Here is a 17,206-nt window from a genome sequence, read left to right on the forward strand (position 1 = left end):
CTTGACTGCTATCAGGGATGCTAGTCGTTTCCCTAGCGTTCCGGGAGGGTTGCCTGCCGGCAGGTGCTCGATTGACTGCCCTACCTCTTGGTTGATCTTTTTCCTGTGTCCCGCATTCAAATGCTGTGAGAGGCGCCCTGAGCACCTCGTTCGAGCGGCGCGCCTGATGCCGCCCACCGGGCTAGGCGAGCTCGGGCCTGTCTCGAAGTGGCCTCGGCCGCATGCGCGAACGCGTGATCTGGCCGGTGGAGCGAGGCCGGAGGCGAGCGGAGCCGGGCAGATCGCGAGGCGATGCCGTGTTCGCCCAGGCCCCGGCCACGTAGCGAGCCGCCAGGCGAGCGAAGTGGGCCGGGACTTCGAAACACGGCCTAGTTCTCGACCTCACGCTGCACCCGAGCGGTGGGGACGTGCTCCGCACGTATTCCGCACGGCCACCCGCAACCCGCCGGTGACAGCCGGACATGGCCGGACAGACGGGAACGGCCCCCGACCGCGTAAGCGCTGGTCAGGGGCCGTTCTTCGCTGCTTGGGGCGGTGGGCAGGGGCGGGGTCGAACCGCCGACCTTCCGCTTTTCAGAAGTGGCAACCACCCTGCGGTGACCTCATCGACCGAGGTCAGACGGTGCCTGACGTGTGCCCGTGGTGCCGGTTGATCGCTGACGTTGCCGTCATGGTTGCCGTCAGCGGTCGGTGTCCTTGGGGTGCCGAGGGGAGGCGTAGACGATCCAGATTGTTCGGTCGTCATCGTTGATCACATAGCGGACGCGTCCGCCGCTTGTGACCTCGTACTCCCATTGCTCAAGGTTCCGACCGTTGTGTTGGTGAGTTGCGAGGTCGCCGCGGAGTCGGTGCTGTCGCTCGTGGTTGGAACGGGATCGCGGCTCGGAACGCAGGGCTTCCAGACAACGACGGGTATTCGACAGAGCGAGACGGCATAGCTCTTCCCAGCCTCGTACCGCCTCACTGGTGCCGAACCTGACGTCCCATTCGTCGTCCGGTGGTGGGACGGTGACCCTGTCCCCTCGCTTGGGGCTCAAGGCCTTACCTCGACTGGACCGAAGTCACCCGAGGTTGGCCGAAGAGCTTCCTCGTGCTGTGTGCGGTCCGCCTTGATCCGCGCTGTGGCGCGCCAGCCGGTGATGACCTCTTGAGCGTTCGTGTCGAGATCAAGTTCGGCGGCGTCGGACAGAGCGTCGACCAGCTCCACGGTGAAGGCGCGGACCTCTTCAGTGCTCAGGTGACGGATCCAGGGGAACACGTCGGGCATGGCAAGGAGCAATGCCCGAGCGCTCGGATCATGCTTCATGAGCGCCAGGAAGATCCGTGACGCGGTCGTCAGACTTTCATCGCGCTGCTCTTCCCGGTCGGCGGCCGTGAGGTAGAAATCGGGAGCGTCGCGGTGGGTGACACGAAGCCGGCCCAGGCGCGCGGCGCGCTCAGCTACGGACTTGGGATTACGAGACAAGTCGGAGAAGGTCACTGCGTCTGCGGTGGTGCTCATGCCGCCATGATACTCAGATTATGTTCTGAAGTCGAAGCTGTGGGAGCCCTGGTGCAAGATCCTGGCTTCTCGGCGGGCGAGAGGGTTGCGGCTTCGGGGTGCGGCTCATTGATCTTGCGTTGACCTGTGATGACCGTCCGCTGCCGTAGAGGCTACGTTGCCGTCAAGAACAAAGCCCCGAGCCATGTGGCTGCGGGGCTTTCGCTGCTTGGGTGGTGGGCAGGGGCGGGGTCGAACCGCCGACCTTCCGCTTTTCAGGCGGACGCTCGTACCGACTGAGCTACCTGCCCAGGACGTGCGGCCGCACGTCTGGCGGTCCTGACGGGATTTGAACCCGCGGCCTCCACCTTGACAGGGTGGCGAGCACTCCTAGCTGCTCCACAGGACCTTGCGTTTCCGAGCCTGGCTGGCCTCGGAGGGGTGTCTTGACGACGTCCGAGAGCATACGCGATGGCCCAACGGTGCGCCAACTCGTTATCGGCCGGGAGGCGTAACGGCGAGATACCGGGCAGATACCGGTTGGCGGGGTGTGTTTCGTGTTGTGGCGTGGGCTCCTAGTCTGTCCGGGTTGCGCGCAGCGGCGCGTGACCGGAGGGTTGCGCCGCTCCCACTGGGGCGGCCGGAGATGTGAGGGAGGCCGCGTGGTCGCAAAGCTCCCAGACCAGAGCGCGGAAGGCTACCAGCGAGGGCTCGGGACCCGGCAGATCCAGATGCTGGCGATCGGCGGGACGATCGGCACCGGGTTGTTCCTCGGGGCCGGGGAGAACATCGCCAAGGCCGGGCCCAGTCTGATCCTGACGTACGCGGTGGCCGGGCTCGCGCTGTTCTTCGTCATGCGGGCGCTCGGCGAGTTGCTGACGTACCGGCGGGCGGAAGGGGGGTTCGCGGGTTACGCCCGGGAGTTCCTCGGTCCGTTCTGGGGTTATGCCACGACCTGGACGTACTGGATCATCTGGGTGACGACCGGGATGGCGGAGTTGACCGCGGCCGGCACCTACATCCAGAAGTGGTGGCCGGGCGTCGAGCAGTGGCAGACGGCGCTGGTGGCGCTGCTGGTCCTGTTCGTGGTGAACCTGATCTCGGTGAAGCTGTTCGGCGAGCTGGAGTTCTGGTTCGCCATGATCAAGGTCGCCGCGATCGTGATGATGATCCTGGTCGGGCTCGGGGTGCTGGTCTTCGGGTTCAGCGACGCCGGGGACACCGCCGCGGTGAGCAACCTGTGGTCGCACGGCGGCGTGTTCCCGGAGGGCGCCAGCGCGACGATCATGACGTTGCAGATGGTGATGTTCGCTTACCTGGGCGTCGAGCTGGTCGGGGTGACGGCGAGCGAGGCGAAGGACCCGGAGAAGAACATCCCGCGGGCGATCAACGCGCTGCCGCTCCGGTTCGCGCTGTTCTACCTCGGGTCGCTGCTGGTCATCCTGGCCGTCGTGCCGTGGACGGCGTTCAAGGGCGGCGCGAGCCCGTTCGTCCTGGCGTTCGACAAGATAGGCATTCCGGGCGGCGGGGACATCGTCAACTTCGTGGTGCTGACCGCGGCGCTGTCGTCCTGCAACGCGGGCGGGCTGTACTCGACGTCCCGCATGCTGCGGACGGCGGGCGTGAACGGCGACGGCCCGAGGGTGCTCGGACGCCTGAACGGGCGGGGCGTCCCGGTGCTGACGGTCGTTATCTCGGCGCTGGTCATGGGCATCGGCGTCGTGGTCAACGCGGTGGTGCCGGAGAAGGCGTTCGAGTACATCACCTCGGTGTCGACCGGCGGCGCGATCGCGGTGTGGACGGTCATCCTGGTCGCGCACATGATCTACCGGCGGCGGGCGGCGTCCGGGGCGCTGCCGAAGTCGCCGTACCGGATGCCGTGGGCGCCCTACACCAACTGGGCCGTGCTGGCGTTCTTCGTGTTCGTCACCGTGACGATCGCGTGGGAGCACGACACGCGGATCGCGCTGTACGTGATGGCCGCGTGGGTGGCGCTCGTCCTGATCGGGTGGCCGTTCGTCCGGCGGGCCTCGCAGACGGCCCCGGAGGTCAAGGTCGCCGTTGCCGAGGAGGGCTCGCACGCCTGAGCCTGCCTGGAAGGCGGCGTGGACAAGCCCCGGCGGTGGTCACCGCCGGGGCTTTTCGCGTCGTGGCATGATCCGTGCTGAGCGGTTCCATCCCCCCGGAGGCGCGCAGGTGACCAGCCGAAGCATGCTCGAGATCCGCGTGCGGTGGGTGCTGCTCGTGGTCGTGGGCGTGGCGAACGCGGTCGGGTCGCTGGTCGTGCTGCTGTTCGCGACGTTCGTCGTCCCGGATCCGCCGCTGGACGACCGCGACCACGCGCATCTCGTGAACGCGGCGGCGTTCTTCGGATATCCGGTGGTGGCGGTGCCGGTGGCGCTGTTGCTCGGGTTGCGCCTGTGGCGGCCGGTGGTGCGGCTCGTCCGGGACGGCGGGACGCCCGACCGGGGGCAGCGGCGCGCCGTCCTGCTGGGGCCGCTGCGGCTGACCCTGCTCGTCGGCGCGCTGTGGACGGTCGGCGCGCTCGGCTGGGCGGTGCTCGACCTCGTCCTGTTCACCGGGCGGCTGGCGGTGAAGACCGGCCTGACCTGCCTGCTCGGCGCGGCGACCACCTGCACGATCGTCTACCTGCTGTCGGAGCGGCTGCTGCGTCCGGCGGCGGCGCTGGTGCTCGCGGCGGAGCGGCCGCGGGCGGTCCGGCTGCCGGGGGTGACGACGCGGGTGATGCTGGCCTGGACGCTCGGGACGGCGATCCCGGTGTCCGGGCTGATCTGCGTCGCCGTCGCCGCGCTCGCCGCGCCGGACATCAACGTCACCCAGCTCGCGGTCACGATCCTCGGCGTGGGCGGCGCGGCGCTGGCCGCGGGCGGCTGCGTCACGTACATGGCGACGCGGGCGATCGCCGATCCGATCAGGGCCGTCCGGACGGGGATGGCGCGGGTCGAGCGGGGCGACCTCGACACCGAGGTGGACGTGTACGACACGAGCGAGGTCGGGCAGTTGCAGGCCGGGTTCAACCACATGGTCGCCGGGCTCCGCGACCACGAGCGGCTCCGCGACCTGTTCGGACGCCACGTCGGCGAGGAGGTCGCCGACCTGGCGCTGGAGCACGGCGACATCACGCTCGGCGGTGAGACGCGCGAGGTCGCCGTCCTGTTCGTCGACCTGACCGGGTCGACGCGGCTCGCCGACACGCGCAGCCCGGACGAGGTCGTCGGCCTCCTCAACCGGTTCTTCGGCGTCGTGGTGAGCGTGGTCGCGCGGCACGGCGGCTGGATCAACAAGTTCGAGGGGGACGCGGCGCTCGCCATCTTCGGCGCGCCCACCCGGCTGGAGGACTCGGCGGGCGCGGCGCTCGGCGCGGCCCGCGAGCTGGCGCTGCGGCTGCGCGCCGAGGTGCCGACGCTGGACGCGGGGATCGGCGTGTCCGCCGGGCCGGTCGTCGCCGGGTACATCGGCGCGGAGGAGCGGTTCGAGTACACGGTGATCGGCGACCCGGTGAACGAGGCCGCCCGGCTGTGCGACCTCGCGAAGGGCGAGGACGCGCGGGTGCTGGCCTCGGCGGCCGTCCTGGAGCTGGCGCACCTGTGCGAGTCGGGCAGGTGGGAGCTCGGCCGGTCGGAGACCTTGCGCGGACGGAGCCGTCCGACCCGGCTGGGGACGCCCCTTATGTCCTGGTCGCGGCGCGCCGCCGTCCCGGCCCCGGCTCCGTCCCTCGAAGCGGCTCCCGAGGCGGGACCGGCGAAACGTGCGGAACGCCGGGTCAGCCTGCCGCGGGCGCTGCGGCGGAGCCGCAAAGTGCTCATCGGAGCCCTGCTCCTGGCGAGATCGGCCAAGGAGAGCCGTCCCGAGGACGACGCTGCCGACGGCGGGGCGTAGCGCGAACCCGGGACGGCGGCGGGGCCGTACATGGCCATGACGGTTTCCTGATCTGGCCAAGACGCCGTGTCCGACCGGAGTCGCGCGGACACGTTGCGTATCGTCGCCGGTAGTACACGGTCCGCTACCGGCCCGTAACTCCGGCGTCACTGGACGCCCGGATGGTGGGGGCGTCAAGCCCCGGCTCCCGAGAGGTGAAGATGCACCGTCGGAATCGTCTCGCGCTGTTCGCCGTGACCGCCTCGGCGGCGGTCGTCGTCCCGGCGACGCCCGCTACCGCCGGTCCGGTTTCCGCCATCCCCCTCAAGTCCTCGCCTCAAGGGGCGCCCGAGCTTCTGGGGGCGCCCGAGCCGCCCCCGCCCGGCGCTCCCGAACTGTCCCTGCCCGGCGCGCCCGAACCGCGTCCGCGCACGGTCGCCGCGCTCACCGGGCACACCGCCGCCGGTGTTACGGACGTTGCGCACCGCGGCGCGTCCGCCTACGCGCCGGAGAACACGCTCGCCGCGTTCCGCCTCGCCAAGGACAAGAAGGCGGACGTCTTCGAGTTCGACGTCCAGGAGTCCAAAGACCACAAGCTCGTCATTATGCACGACACGACGCTGACCCGGACGACCAACGTGGAGCAGGTATTCCCCGGCCGGAAGTCCTGGAAGGTCTCCGCGTTCACGCTCGCCGAGATCAAGAGGCTGGACGCCGGCTCCTGGTTCGGGAAGAAATTCAAGGGCGAGCGCGTCCCCACGCTCGACCAGGTGCTGAGCGAGATGGACGGCCGCGGCATCGGCCTGCTGCTGGAGATCAAGAGCCCGGAGCTGTACCCGGGCATCGAGAAGCGGATCGCCGCGTCGCTGCGGGGGGCGCCGTCCTGGCTGCGGGCGGACCCGGTCGAGCGGCGCCTCGTCGTCCAGTCGTTCGACTGGGGGTCGGTGCGCCGGTTCCACGCCGAGCTGCCGAAGGTCCCGACCGGGCTGATCGGCACGCCCAAGACCGCCGACCTGCCGAAACTCGCCGCCTACGCCGACCAGATCAACCCGCCGTACGCCGATCTGACCGCGTCCTACGTGAAGAAGGTCCACGCGGCCAAGCTGGACCTCCAGACCTGGACGATCGACGACCCCGCCGCGATGCGCAAGGCGATCGGCCTCGGCGTCGACGGCGTCATCTCCAACAGGCCGGACGTGCTCCGCCGCGTCCTCCAGGAGTCCGCCGCCCGCAAGGCCGCCCGCAAGGCGGCCCACAAGGCGGCCTGACCGCGTACCAGGCCGCCTGATCGCTCGCGAGGCCGCCTGACCGTCCGCAACGCTGCAAAGCCGCCCGACCCGCGCGGCCCGGCGTCAGGGCGCCGGGCGGGGGAGCTGGTCGCGGGCGCGTGCGAGGAGGGCCCGTGCGGCAGGTCCGCGCGGGCCTTCGGCGCGCCAGGCGAGCGCGATCCGCCCGGTCAGCCGAGGCCGGACGATCGGCAGCGCGTGCAGGTCGCCCGCCGCGCCCGTCCCGCCCACGGCGGCCGACTCGGGCAGCACGGCGACGCCGAGCCCGTGCGCGGCGAGCTGCGCCAGCACCGGCGGCTCGCCCGCCTCGAACGCGACGCGCGGACGGAGCCCGGCGTCGGCGCACGCCTCGTCCAGGACGGCCCGGACTCCCGTCCCCTGCGGCAGGCAGATGAGGTCGTGCTCGGCGAGCGCCCGCAACGCGACCGTGGACCGCCGCGCCAGCGGATGATCGGACCGGACGGCGGCGTACAGGTCCTGCTCGATGACGGCGCGGATCGCGATGCCGTCCGGCGGGGTCGCGCCGAGGCTGAGGAAGGCGAGGTCGATCCGGCCGTCCCGCAGCCCGGCGGTCAGCGCGGCCGCCTGCTCCTGGACGACGGTGATCTCCACGTCGGGATGGTCGCGGTGGAAGCCGGCGAGGAGTCCGGGCAGGTCGAGGGACCTTATCCAGTCGATGGTGCCGATCGTGACGTGGCCGCGGAGCAGGCCCGTCAGCTCGTCCACCGCCAGCCGCGCGCCCGCGACCGCGGCGAGCGCCGCCCGCGCGTAGGGGAGAACGGCCTCCCCGGCCTCGGTCAGCCGGACGGTCCGTCCGGACCGGTCGAACAGCGGTTGCCCGAGCTCCCGCTCGAGCTGCCGGATCTGCGCGCTCACGCCGGGCTGCGCGACGTGCAGCCGGGCCGCGGCCCGGGTGAAGCCCGCCTCTTCCGTCACCGCCACAAAATACTCAAGCTGGCGCAGCTCCATAACCAGAAATGCTAACAGCGGTGTGGTTCAGCGCTGGGGCTTCTAGGACGGCCGCAACCCCGCGCACCATTTCTTTGATCTTTCTTGGGTGCTGCGCTGCTGTTCAGAGGACTGTTTTCGATCTGGGCGGTGATTACCTCACCAGCGGGAGGTCGGGTGAACGGACGGCGCACATGGTCCATACGGGTGCGGATGACCGTGATGGCCGGAGCGGTCGCCGCCCTGATCTGCGCCATCCTCAGCACCCTGGTCGTCGTCGGGCTGCACGGCCGGGCGGGCGACTACAAGCGCAACCAGGCGATCACCGCGGCGGTCCGGATCGCCTACGAGGTGCGGCGCAAGCCGCTGACGGGGCCGCTCGACGCGCCGGACGGGGTCATCGTGCAGCTCCTCGACCGCGACCGCCGGGTGATCGCCGGGACGCGCCGGGAGCTGCGCGGCTCGCCCATCGCCGGGTTCCGTCCGGCCGCGGCGAACATCTACAGCACCCGCGTCCTCTGCCCGCCGCGCGGGCTGAGGGGCTGCATGTGGGTGTTCGCGTACCGCGTCTACCAGCCGGGCGGGGACTGGTTCATCTACGCGGCCATCCCCAACACCCCCTGGTATGTCAGCGGGGCGCTCCTGCTGGTCCTGATCTGCGTCTCGCTTCTGATCGTCCTGCTGGTGAGCCTGCGCGCCTGGGGGACGGTCGACCAGACCCTGGCCCCCGTGGACGCGATCCGCGCCGAGCTGGCCGAGATCACCGCGAGCGAGTCGGGCCGCCGTGTGACGGTGCCGGAGAACCGGGACGAGATCAGGCGCCTCGCCGAGGCCGCGAACGCGACCCTCGACCGGCTCGACAGCGCACTGGAACGGCAGCGGAGCTTCACCTCGGACGCGTCCCACGACCTGCGCAGCCCGATCGCCGCCGCGCGCGCCCAGATCGAGGAGGCGCTGCTCGACCCGGACGACGTCGAATGGCCGAAGGTGGCGCGGTCCGTCCTGCAGAGCCTGGAGCGGCTCCAGGCGATCGTGACGGACCTGCTGCAGCTCGCCCGCCTCGACGCCGCCGCCTGGCACGGGACGGAGACGATCGACCTCGCCGCGCTCGTCACGATCGAGGTGGCGCGGTCCGACCGGACGAAGCGGATCGTCCCGCACCTGCAGGACGGCGTGACGGTGCACGGCGACCGGCTCCGGCTCGTCCGGCTGCTGACGAACCTGCTGGACAACGCCGAGCGGCACGCCGAGTCCAGGATCGACATCACGGTGCGGCGGGAGGACTCGGTGGCCGTCCTTGAGGTCCTCGACGACGGGACGGGCATCCGGCCGGAGAACCGCGACCTTGTCTTCCAGCGTTTCGCGCGGCTCTCCGACAGCAAGGCGCGCGACCCGGCGGGCACCGGGCTCGGCCTGCCCATCGCCCGCGAGATCGCGAAGATGCACGGCGGGACGCTCACGATCGAGGACAGCGACTCGGGCGCCCGGTTCGTCCTCCGCATCCCGCGCGGCCAGGACGACGGCCCGGGTGCCGTAGGCCCATGAGAAAGCGTCCGAGACGCGGAAAACCCCGCGTCGCGGGGGCACGCGGGGCATCTGGTCGGGGCCGGGGGCGGCCCGTGCGGGGGGACGGGCCGACGTCAGGCCGGGGACGGGATCACACGGCGGACTGCGCGCGCACTCCGCACAGATGGATCCACCCTTCGGTCTTGAGCTTCTTCACCCTGCAGCTGATGGGCTCGTACTCGGCTGGGTTCACGTAGCCGGGGCCGTGGGCGATGACGGACTCGTAGACGAAGGTGGACGCGATGAAGCCGAGGTCGGCTCCGGACGCGGCGAGGCGGTCCTTGAGCGGACGCGCGTCGAGCAGCCGGGCGGTGCGGATCAGCGCCCAGCCCGACACGCCGGGCGGATCGGGCATGACGGGGCCGACGTGCACCGCGACCCGCAACTGGAATCGGACCGGCGCGCTCGCCTTCTCGTTGTGCCGGCGCAGCCGCCGCGCCAGCGAGGCGATCACGGCGTCGACGACGGCGGCGGTCGGGACCTCGGGCGGGACGACGATCAGCGCGCCGTCGCCGCGGTCCTCCAGGTGGCAGACGCCCCAGGGCACTCCGGCCTCCTCGAACGCCTCGCGCAGCAGCGTGTACATGGCACGCCGCATGTCGAGACGGTCGCGGTCGTTGCGGTGGGACTGGCTGAAGCCCGCGATGTCGGTGTAGGCGATGGTGCAGTTCCGGCCCGTCCAGGAGGGTCCGGCTTGGGGGGACGGGGTGAGGACCATGGGCTGGGTCGCCTTGTCCTCGTCGTCGTCCTCGTCTTCGTAGGGGATGCTCGAAGCCGGGACGAGGTGGGCTCCCTGACCGTTTTGGTGCGTCGGGGGCAGGGCCATGGGCACGGTCGCGTAGGCATGCTGCTGCCCGTACAGGTTCGCCGCGCCGTCGTGCTCGGCCTCGGGCTGCGCCGCGTAACTGCTCTCCTGGCTGTTCTGGCCTGCGTAACCGCCCTGCCCGGCGTATCCGGGTTGGACGGTGTATCCGGCCGCCGTCTCGTAGCCGTGCAGCGTGCCGGGCGCGTACTGCATCCCGGACCCGTTCCGCGGGCCGCCGTACCCGTACTGGGCGGCGGGCCCGTACGGCGGCGGCGCCGTCCGCCTTTGGCCGGACTGCTCGGTCAGCCGGTCGTACAACTCCCGTTCGAGGACGTCGACCACCCGCGGATGGTCGCTCAGGTAGGCGGCGAAGGGCAGCGTCGTCATCCGCAGGCCGCGGACGGTCCCCATGGCGACGATCGTGGCCGACCGGCGCCGCATCAGCAGGGCCGCGCGCTCGCCGATGATGTCGCCCGGACGGCGGAACGCGATGATCCGCTCGTGGCCGTCCCGGTTCACCGAGACCCTGACCGACCCGGCCTGGATCACGACGGCCTGGTCGGCGGCCTGACCCTCCGCCCACAGGATCGTTCCGACGGGGTAGACGACCTCTTGCGCGATGGCGAGCAGCGCGTCCTGCTCGGTCTCGGTCAGAGCGCCCCAGAAGCCCTGGAGCGGGGGCGTCAGAACCTGCCGGACGCCTGCCGCGCCGCCCGCCGGAACCGGCGCCCCGGCCCGCCGCGCGACAGCCTGACTGCCGGTCCCCGGCCAAACATGCGCCTGGTCACGCTTCTCGGCGCCGCCGGGGGCGGGGGGTTGGTGGTCGGTGGTGTCCGCCTGGTGTTCGGCGGCGGTCGCCGGTCGGACGGAGTGCCGGTCGGCGGCCGCGTCGAGTTCGGACGGGACGATCTGGTCCGGGTCGTGATGGCGGGTGTGCTCGTCCATCACCGCACCCGACTGGCGTCCGGCCGGGGGGCGGACGCCGGGTTCGCGGGGCGGTCGGCGCCCGCAGGGTGGATGGAGCTCGAAGGGCCGATGTTCCTAGTGGGGTGGATGCCAAAGATAGGGGGATGAAACAGTTGTCCTGACATATCGAGAACCCCATGCTTCGAATTGCGCCTCGCACGCCCTCGGATCGGTCGGCCGAATTGTCGGCCGGGGATCGTCCGGAGCGCCGAAGTCGCCTTCACCTACTAGCCCGAAGCGCGTGATCGCGGCTAGACTGGGTGAGGTCCGCAGAGAACGTTTTGGCAGGTCAAGCCCAGGTCCTTCTGCGTTTTCACAGGGTGCCGGTAAAGGCCCGCCGCCACGGTCCACGCGGTCCCGAGGAGTCGCTCTCCGCTTTCCCTCCGATCGGCCTGGCTCGCGACCGGTGATCGTCGGAAGGCGGTGGGCGACTCTATTCTCTGTTTCCGGTGATGCTGAAAGGTCGTTGTCGCGTCGCGTGCCTCCCCGTCCGGGCGTCACCCTGAGTGAGAGCCGCCCTGCCCTCTGGTAGCAGCGCGCCCGCTGGCATACCGGAGTCTGGTAGTTTGCTACCTAGCACATTACAACATGGCCTACGGGCATGCAGCAGTCTGGAAGCTTCAGACCGGAGTTATGGGCGATATGACGGGGTCTGTTTCTTGAGTAGGGGCTCGCGGGGGCGACGTCAGGTGGCCGGATGGCGTGACGTACGATGCGAGGTAGCGAGCTGCCAGATTGCACGCGGCCTGGTGGCATCGACTACATAGAGTGAGCGATTGCGATGACCAGTGACCAGGGGCCGATCGTCCAGAGCGCACTTCTCCGGGCCGAGCTCGTCCGGCTGCGGAAAGAGAAGGGCCTGACGCAGGAGCACGTCGCCGGTGAACTCGAATGGTCCCCCTCGAAGCTCATCCGGGTGGAGGGCGGTAAGAACTCCATTACCCGCACCGATCTGCAGGCATTGCTGAGGGTGTACGGGGTCACCTCGGAGGAACGGCAGGAACGGCTGCAGGCCCTGGCCCGCGGCGCGCGCGAGCCCGCCTGGTGGAACGAGTACAAGGGCGAGCTCAATCCCAGCTTCCTCAACTACGTGGGCTATTCGGCGGGCGCGGCCTACATCCGGCAATTCCACGGGACGGTGGTCCCCGGGCTGATTCAGACCCCCGAATACGCGGAGGTGCTGGCCACCGGCAGGGCGTCCGAGCGGTCCCGGGTCCTCGCGGTGAAGCTCCGCATCCAGCGGCAGAAGGAGCTCGCCGAGCGCCGGAACCCGCCCCGGCAGCACTACATCATCGACGAGGCGGTCATCCGCCGCCACGTCGGCATCAGCACCGATCCCGCGATCATGCCCAACCAGCTGAACCACATCGCCGACGTCGCCGAACGCGACGACCTGGTGACCGTGCGGATCATCCCGTTCGCCGTGGGCGCGCACCCGGGGCTCGACGGGCCGTTCAGCCTGCTGGAGTTCGACGGCGACCTCGACGACGTCCTCTATCTGGAGGGCCGGCCCGGCGCCAGCGTGATGCTCTCGGGCGACGACGAGGCGATCCCCGAGTATCGCGACGCCTTCGAGGAACTCCGCGAGACGGCGCTGTCGGCCGACGAGTCGATCACGCTCCTCCGGCAGGCCGCCGAAGACCTGATGGGCTGACCGACCGAAGACCCGACGGCCCCGGCAGGACCGATGGCCCTCCTCGAAGACCCGATGGTCCGACTCGTCGAGCCGATGGCCTGACTCGACCGCCGTAACTCCGTTTCACCGCGAAATCGTCGTATCACTCCTCCCCGACGCCACCGGAGGTGACAGCCGCGCAAGGCACCCACAAGGCGAGTGGCCCGCATAGCACGCAGCGTGATCTTGTGGCCCCGTGTAGGCGGAATAACAGGAACCGTTTACACTCGTGATCGGGAAATTATCCACAAGGTCGTGGTTTGTTGTGCCCTGCTTGGTGTTCGCCGGGCGGGTGTTCTTGCCCGATCGGATGGCGAGACGGCACCCGCCGGCATTGGATGGAGGGTTGCTGGATCGTGAACCTGTCGAAACAAGTGGCGTCGCTGACCTGGCGCAAGGGCAGCAGGAGCGGTGGGGCGAACGAATGCGTCGAGGTGGCGCCCCTCGGCCGAGTGGTCCTGGTCCGGGATTCGCGCGATACCGCGGCGGGCGTCCTGACGCTCGATTCTGCACAGTGGAATGCGCTGGTGTCGGCGATCCAGAGCGGCGAACTGGACGCCCGTTGAGTCCCGCGACGCATTTACCGCACCGTGTTGGAAAACTGTGGACATAAACCGTCGCGCGACGGCTTGACTGTGCACTCCTGACAATAGCCGCCGAAAACGCGGGAAAGAGCCGGAGTGCGGCGCGGCGGAGGCGGCGGAGGCGGGCCGCCGCCTCAGTAGAGGAACGGGACCGCGATCCCCTCGGCGCCCGCGAGGGCGGCGCCGGAGGAGCGTCCCATCAGCCAGGCGAGCAGGGACGCCTCCGTCCCCGCGACGACGCGGTCGCCGCCGCCGAGGTCGCGTCCCGTGTCGGTGGCGCGCAGCCGCAGGTCGGGCGCGTCGTCCCGGCGGGCGAACGCGGCGACCACGGTGTCCAGCATCCGGGCCGTGAAGCCGGCGGGCCAGTCGCGGGGCGTGAACCCGGCGTCCAGGTCGACGTGGTGGACGAGCACCTCGGTCAGTCGCGCGTCCGACGCCCGCGCCGCCGGATGCCGGATGCCCGACGTCCACTGGACGACCCGCTCCCAAGCCTCTTCGGACATCAGCGTGTAGGCGTCGGCGAACCGGCGGGCGCTCTCCCGTACGTCGGCGACGAGCGCGGCGGCGGGACGTCCCGAGCCGTCCTCGATCTCGGCGGCACGGGCCTCCAGGCTCGGGTACTCGTAGGACTCGACGCCCGTCCGCGCCCAGGTCAGCAGGCGCGTGCCGCCGTCGGCGTTGCGCGCGACATGGGTGAGGACGTGCCCCCGCGTCCAGCCGGGCAGCAGGGACGGCGCGCGGCACGCCGCGTCGTCGAGCCGCCCCGCCGTGCCGAGCAGGGCCCGCGTCGCGGCCGTGATCGTGGCGAGCGGCTCGACCCCGCTCACGGCAGGGTGCCCCCTGCGATGCGGCAACACCTGCCGGTCATGGCGCAACACCTGCCGGTGATGGCGGGACGCCTGCCGGTCATGGCGCGACGCCCGCCGGTCATGGCTTGGTGCCCTCGGTCATGGCGCCTTGTTCTTCGGTCATGGCGCGATGTCCGCTGGGAGGAGGGTGGAGAGTTGCTCGGTCGTCAGTTCCGTGCCGCCGCCCGCGAGTTGCTCGGTGCGGCGGGCGTGCGCGGTGACCGCCGATCGGAACAGCTTGTCGACCTCGCGGCCGTTGCCCTCCCGGTACCGCTCGCGGTGCGCTTCCAGGTGCGCGACGAGGGCCTCCCGCGTCGGCTCCGGGACGAGGTAGTCCGCCGCCTCCGCCTTGCCCAGGAAGATCGACACGAGTCCGTCGACGTCGTAGGGACGGAAGGTCAGCGTCCGCGCGAAGCGGGAGGCGAGGCCCGGGTTCGCGGCGAGGAAGCCGTCCATCTCGGACGAGTACCCGGCGGCGATCACGATCACCTCGTCGCGGTGGTCCTCCATCAGCTTGACCAGGGTGTCGATCGCCTCCAGCCCGAAGTCGTGCCCGCCGTCGACGGGCCGCGACAGCGAGTACGCCTCGTCCACGAACAGGACGCCGCCGCGCGCCCGCTCGAACACCTCCGCCGTCTTCTGCGCGGTGTGCCCGACGTACTGCCCGACGAGGTCGACCCGCGCCGCCTCGACGACCTGCCCCTGCGCGAGGACGCCGAGCGCCGCCAGCAGCTCCCCGTACAGGCGCGCGACCGTCGTCTTGCCCGTGCCCGGCGGCCCGGCGAAGACCAGGTGCCCGGTGAACGGCTCCGCTTCGAGCCCGGCCTCGCGGCGGCGCCGGGACGAGGCGAGCAGGTCCAGCAGGTCGCTGATCTCCTGCTTGACCTCCGTGAGCCCGGTCATCCCGATCAGCCGGCCGAGGACGTGCGCGACCTGGTCGGAGTCGCGGGCCTCGCCGAACCGGGCGGCGAGGCCCGTCTCGACGTCGAGGTCCTCGGCGAGGAGCAGGCTCAGCTCGTCGCCGGACGGCAGCTCGGCGAGGTCGGCGAGGCGCTGCGCCTGCCGCTCCACCGCCGCCTCGAACACCCGGCGCGCGGCCCGCCCGTTGCCAAACGTCGCGTCCCGCCGGACGGACTTGAAATGGTCGAGGATCGCGTCGCGCGCGTCGTCGGACAGCCGGTAGCCGTCCTTCTCCGCCTGCGCCGCCGTGATCTGGAGGAGTTCGGCGGGGCTGTAGTTCTCGAACTCCACCGTCCGGGAGATCCGCGATTTCAGGCCGGGGTTCGCGGCGAGGAACTCGCGCATCTCCGCCGAGTATCCGGCCGCGATGACGACGACCTCGTCGCGGTGGTCCTCCATGAGTTTGACGAGGGTGTCGATGGCCTCCTGCCCGAAATCGGTGCCCGACGTCTTGCGGGACAGCGCGTACGCCTCGTCCAGGAACAGCACCCCGCCGCGCGCCCGGTCGAACGCGGCGGACGTCTTCAACGCCGTGCCGCCCACGTTCTCCGACACGAGGTCGGCCCTGCTCACCTCGACGACCTCGCCGTTCTCCACGACGCCGAGCGCCGCGAGAATGCGCCCGTACAGGCGCGCGACGGTCGTCTTGCCCGTGCCGGGCGGTCCGGCGAACACCATGTGGCGGCCGATCGCCGGGCCCGGCGGCAGCCCGGCGAGGCGCCGCTGCTCGGCCACCTTCTGCAGGTTCGTCAGCTTCCTGATCTCGCGTTTCACCCCGGCGAGGCCGACCATCGCGTCCAGTTCGGCGAGCAGCGCGTCGGCCGTGCCTCCGCCGCCGCCGCCGTCCGGGCCCGCGCCCGGCATGCGGCCCGCGCCCTTCGGCGGGACGGGGCCCGCGCCGGGTGCCGCCTCCGGTTCCCGCACCTGCGCGGTAGGCGGCTCCTCCGGCTCGAAGTCGGAGGCGTCCGGGACGGCGTTCCCCTCGCTCGTCACCCGCTCCAGCTGCACCCGCGCCGACGGGGTCGCGAGGACGCCCGACCCGCCGCTGTTCAGGATCGAGCAGTCGCGGAGGAGCACGTCCGAGTCGGGGTCGGCGTTCACCCCGCACGTCGTGCTGTCCGTGACGATGGTGCGGTCGAACGTCCCGTCGCCGTCCGTGCCCACGAGGACGCCGGTCGTCGCGCGCTCCACCCGGCCGCGCAGGAACGTGGCGCGGGCCCGCGCGCCGACGTACACGCCGTTCAAGGACGCTTCGACGACCTCGCAGTCCTCGAAGGTGGCGGTGGCCTCCTCGACGGCGATGCCGGTGCGCAGCGGCGACTCCGCCCGGACGCGCTTCGCGGTCAGCGTCCCGCCCGCCGTCACCCACACGGCCTCCAGCGTCGCGTCCGCGATCAGGCAGTCCTCGGCGAGCACGTTCGCGTTGTCGCGGACGACGAGCGAGCACTGCCCCGACCCGTGCAGCGCCGAGTTGCGGACGGCCGCGTCCGCGCGGTCGTCCACCAGGACGGACGCCGCCCCGGCGCCCGTCACCGTGCACTGCTCGATCAGCGGCCTGGAGCCCTCCGTCACCCAGATCCCGCTGCCGCCCGCGCCCTCGATCCGGCAGGACCGGACCGTGACCGCGCTGCCCATCCGGATCGCGACCGCGTTGCCGTCCGGCCCGGAGACATCGGTGGACTCCATGATCCCGGACGCGGCCGAGTACACGACCGCGCCGTCCTGCACCCGGCAGTTCTTCAGCGCGAGCCGTCCGCCGTTCCACGCCCGCACCGCCACCGCCTCGGACCGGCTCACGAACTGGCACTGCTCGGCGAGGACGCTGCCCTCGGAGACGTCCAGCGCGGCGCCCTCCGCGCTCCAGTTCCGGATGACGAGGCCCTGCAGCGTCACGTTGCCGGTCAGCTCGATCGTGGCGTCCGTGGCGCCGTCCAGCGTGACCGACCCCGGCCCGCCGACGGCCGTCAGCACGAAGTCGCCCGAACTGCGGAACCCGGTGTTCGGGTACTGGCCGGGCTCGATCAGGATGTGCCGCCCGGCGGGCGTGAACGGCGGGACCGGCGCCTGCAGCGCGTCCAGTACCGTCCGATACGCCCCCGGAGAGGTCTGAGACACGACCAGACGAAGCAACGGGCCTCCTCCCGAATCACCGTTATGGTGCCATGAGGTGACCTGTCCCTGCCGCCCGATGCCGCGCGCTCAACCCCCT

The 17,206-nt window shown here is 71.0% G+C and carries 11 protein-coding genes and 2 tRNA genes; 6 read left to right on the forward strand and 7 right to left on the reverse strand.

The window, feature by feature from the left end:
* Positions 1 to 1,033: 1,033 nt before the first annotated feature.
* The 3 genes from FXF68_RS24085 to FXF68_RS24095 form a co-directional block, all read right to left on the reverse strand.
* Entirely contained in the window at positions 1,034 to 1,501 is a 468-nt protein-coding gene (locus FXF68_RS24085) for a hypothetical protein (RefSeq protein WP_148762904.1), read from the reverse strand.
* A 213-nt stretch (positions 1,502 to 1,714) separates the two neighbouring features.
* Positions 1,715 to 1,791: transfer RNA gene (locus tag FXF68_RS24090), tRNA-Phe, on the reverse strand.
* 20 nt (positions 1,792 to 1,811) lie between these two features.
* Positions 1,812 to 1,889 (reverse strand) — tRNA-Asp (locus FXF68_RS24095).
* A gap of 253 nt (positions 1,890 to 2,142) precedes the next feature.
* Between FXF68_RS24095 and FXF68_RS24100 the strand changes: the two genes are divergently transcribed.
* From FXF68_RS24100 to FXF68_RS24110, 3 genes are all read left to right on the forward strand, one after another.
* The gene (locus FXF68_RS24100; RefSeq protein WP_222870062.1) at positions 2,143 to 3,567 is read left to right on the forward strand and encodes an amino acid permease; all 1,425 of its coding nucleotides are present in this window, start codon (positions 2,143 to 2,145) and stop codon (positions 3,565 to 3,567) included.
* Positions 3,568 to 3,691: 124 nt separating this feature from the next.
* Positions 3,692 to 5,380 carry an adenylate/guanylate cyclase domain-containing protein gene (locus FXF68_RS24105; RefSeq protein ID WP_246178911.1) on the forward strand — a complete coding sequence of 563 codons (1,689 nt, stop codon included), beginning with the start codon at positions 3,692 to 3,694 and terminating at the stop codon, positions 5,378 to 5,380.
* Between the two features lie 200 nt (positions 5,381 to 5,580).
* Positions 5,581 to 6,627 (forward strand): glycerophosphodiester phosphodiesterase, encoded by a 1,047-nt coding sequence (locus FXF68_RS24110; RefSeq protein ID WP_222870063.1) that lies wholly within the window; start codon positions 5,581 to 5,583, stop codon positions 6,625 to 6,627.
* An 84-nt stretch (positions 6,628 to 6,711) separates the two neighbouring features.
* On the opposite strand, the gene FXF68_RS24115 is transcribed toward FXF68_RS24110, so the two are convergent.
* On the reverse strand, positions 6,712 to 7,614 hold the full coding sequence (locus tag FXF68_RS24115; protein ID WP_148762908.1) for a LysR family transcriptional regulator: 903 nt from the start codon (positions 7,612 to 7,614) through the stop codon (positions 6,712 to 6,714).
* Positions 7,615 to 7,806: 192 nt separating this feature from the next.
* On the opposite strand from FXF68_RS24115, the gene FXF68_RS24120 reads away from it, so the two are divergent.
* The gene (locus FXF68_RS24120) at positions 7,807 to 9,138 is read left to right on the forward strand and encodes a sensor histidine kinase (protein WP_148763712.1); all 1,332 of its coding nucleotides are present in this window, start codon (positions 7,807 to 7,809) and stop codon (positions 9,136 to 9,138) included.
* Between the two features lie 112 nt (positions 9,139 to 9,250).
* On the opposite strand, the gene FXF68_RS24125 is transcribed toward FXF68_RS24120, so the two are convergent.
* Positions 9,251 to 10,909 carry a cyclic nucleotide-binding domain-containing protein gene (locus FXF68_RS24125; RefSeq protein ID WP_148762909.1) on the reverse strand — a complete coding sequence of 553 codons (1,659 nt, stop codon included), beginning with the start codon at positions 10,907 to 10,909 and terminating at the stop codon, positions 9,251 to 9,253.
* Between the two features lie 802 nt (positions 10,910 to 11,711).
* Here FXF68_RS24125 and FXF68_RS24130 point away from each other — a divergent pair.
* Positions 11,712 to 12,584 carry a helix-turn-helix domain-containing protein gene (locus FXF68_RS24130; protein ID WP_148762911.1) on the forward strand — a complete coding sequence of 291 codons (873 nt, stop codon included), beginning with the start codon at positions 11,712 to 11,714 and terminating at the stop codon, positions 12,582 to 12,584.
* A gap of 377 nt (positions 12,585 to 12,961) precedes the next feature.
* Positions 12,962 to 13,171 (forward strand): DUF397 domain-containing protein, encoded by a 210-nt coding sequence (locus FXF68_RS24135; RefSeq protein WP_222870064.1) that lies wholly within the window; start codon positions 12,962 to 12,964, stop codon positions 13,169 to 13,171.
* Positions 13,172 to 13,323: 152 nt separating this feature from the next.
* Here the strand turns inward: FXF68_RS24135 and FXF68_RS24140 are convergent, their stop codons facing one another.
* Together FXF68_RS24140 and FXF68_RS24145 are read right to left on the reverse strand one after the other, a co-directional pair.
* On the reverse strand, positions 13,324 to 14,016 hold the full coding sequence (locus FXF68_RS24140; RefSeq protein ID WP_187438082.1) for a maleylpyruvate isomerase family mycothiol-dependent enzyme: 693 nt from the start codon (positions 14,014 to 14,016) through the stop codon (positions 13,324 to 13,326).
* Between the two features lie 141 nt (positions 14,017 to 14,157).
* The gene (locus FXF68_RS24145) at positions 14,158 to 17,112 is read right to left on the reverse strand and encodes a right-handed parallel beta-helix repeat-containing protein (RefSeq protein ID WP_246178913.1); all 2,955 of its coding nucleotides are present in this window, start codon (positions 17,110 to 17,112) and stop codon (positions 14,158 to 14,160) included.
* Between the last annotated feature and the right edge of the window lie 94 nt (positions 17,113 to 17,206).

The sequence above is a fragment of the Actinomadura decatromicini genome, from assembly GCF_008121305.1.
Lineage (GTDB): Bacteria > Actinomycetota > Actinomycetes > Streptosporangiales > Streptosporangiaceae > Spirillospora > Spirillospora syzygii.

What these genes read in the sequence shown, in the direction of transcription:
- FXF68_RS24085 (WP_148762904.1), bottom strand. Translation starts at nt 1,501, where the DNA reads ATGAGCACCACCGCAGACGCAGTGACCTTCTCCGACTTGTCTCGTAAT.
- FXF68_RS24105 (WP_246178911.1), top strand. Translation starts at nt 3,692, where the DNA reads ATGCTCGAGATCCGCGTGCGGTGGGTGCTGCTCGTGGTCGTGGGCGTG.
- FXF68_RS24110 (WP_222870063.1), top strand. Translation starts at nt 5,581, where the DNA reads ATGCACCGTCGGAATCGTCTCGCGCTGTTCGCCGTGACCGCCTCGGCG.
- FXF68_RS24115 (WP_148762908.1), bottom strand. Translation starts at nt 7,614, where the DNA reads ATGGAGCTGCGCCAGCTTGAGTATTTTGTGGCGGTGACGGAAGAGGCG.
- FXF68_RS24120 (WP_148763712.1), top strand. Translation starts at nt 7,807, where the DNA reads ATGACCGTGATGGCCGGAGCGGTCGCCGCCCTGATCTGCGCCATCCTC.
- FXF68_RS24125 (WP_148762909.1), bottom strand. Translation starts at nt 10,909, where the DNA reads ATGGACGAGCACACCCGCCATCACGACCCGGACCAGATCGTCCCGTCC.
- FXF68_RS24130 (WP_148762911.1), top strand. Translation starts at nt 11,712, where the DNA reads ATGACCAGTGACCAGGGGCCGATCGTCCAGAGCGCACTTCTCCGGGCC.